Annotated in this window: 3 protein-coding genes; 1 reads left to right on the top strand and 2 read right to left on the bottom strand. The window is 72.8% G+C overall.

Features of this window, described 5'->3' with window-relative positions; translation table 11 throughout:
• The coding region (locus ACXJKR_RS32850; RefSeq protein ID WP_457326432.1) for an NAD(P)/FAD-dependent oxidoreductase at window positions 1-736 on the top strand (736 nt) is incomplete at its 5' end.
• Here ACXJKR_RS32850 and ACXJKR_RS32845 read toward each other — a convergent pair.
• A complete protein-coding gene (locus tag ACXJKR_RS32845; protein WP_457326431.1) occupies window positions 699-992 on the bottom strand; it encodes a hypothetical protein in 294 nt (97 codons plus the stop codon). The genes ACXJKR_RS32850 and ACXJKR_RS32845 overlap by 38 nt on opposite strands.
• A partial coding sequence (locus ACXJKR_RS32840) for a nitrogen fixation protein FixH (RefSeq protein ID WP_457326430.1) occupies window positions 989-1,236 on the bottom strand: 248 nt, incomplete at its 5' end. The genes ACXJKR_RS32845 and ACXJKR_RS32840, both read right to left, overlap by 4 nt.

The raw sequence follows: 1,236 nt of genomic DNA, 5'->3' as shown, positions 1-1,236 counted from the left end.
GCTGGTGGAGGGCAGCCCGCGTGTGCTGCAGGCCATGCCCGAGAGCTTGAGCGAACGCGCCCGCGAGCAACTGGGCGCGCTCGGCGTGGACGTGCGCCTGAACGCCCGTGTGACCGGTATCGACGCCGAGGGGCTGGACATCACGACGCCAACCGGCCCGGAGCGCCTGCACAGCCGCTGCGTCGTCTGGGCCGCCGGCGTGGCGGCCTCGCCCCTGGGCCGTGCGCTGGCCGATGCAACCGGCTGCACGCTGGACCGCGCCGGCCGTGTGGTCGTCGAGCCCGACCTGAGCGTGAAGGGCCAGGCCAACATCCAGGTCATCGGCGACCTCGCCGCCGCGCAGAGCCACGCACCCGGCCAGCCTCCGAAGCCCGTGCCCGGCGTGTCACCCGGCGCCAAGCAGATGGGCCGGCACGCCGCCGCCAACATCCAGCGCCGGCTGCGCGGCGAGGCGACGCAGGCCTTTCGCTACCGCGACTACGGCAACCTCGCCACCATCGGCCGCCACAGCGCCGTCGTCGACCTGGGCACGCCGGCCGGGTCGCTGCGCTTCTCGGGCCTGCCCGCCTGGCTGTTCTGGCTGTTCGCCCACGTCTATTTCCTGATCGGCTTCCGCAACCGCTTCGTCGTGCTGGTGGACTGGGCCTGGGCCTACTGGACGCATGACCGCAACGCACGCGTGGTGGCAGGCGCCGGGCTCAGCGAGGCCAGCCCGGCGCGTGACGCCCAGGCTTGACCTCGTCGCCGGGCAGGCTGATGAGCAGCAGCGCCAGGCTGGCGCCAAAGGCGATGACGGCCCAGAAGATCAGGAAGCTGAGGGTGTAGACGGCCTGGGTCGACAACTGCACGGGCGCAGTGCCAAACCAGCGCAGGTCGGCCGGGTCGACGACGGCGAACACCAGGGCCTCCAGCACGCCAGCCGCAAGGAAGGACGACCAGGCCACGGCCATCGCAAAGCGCTTGATGCGCGTGGGGCCGGCGGCGCCGTTCATCTCTTCTGGCCCGCCGTGCCCGTGGCGGCATGGTTGCGGGCGACCAGGGCCGGTACCGCATCACCGGCACGGGCGCGCAGGTCGGCGGGCTCGGTGGCATCGGCAGTCTGGGCGGTGCGGTGCAGCTCCAGCGGCGGGTCGGGGTGGCGGATGGCAAGCGCCAGCGTGAAGAAGCTGGCGACGACGACGATCGCCGGGCCGCCGACCACGAGCCAGACCATGGGCTCGCGCCAGGCGGAAGAGG

It is taken from the genome of Roseateles sp. P5_E11, assembly GCF_054049355.1.
Note: the sequence above shows the minus strand (reverse complement) of the source record. Positions and strands in the feature narration are given on the sequence as shown.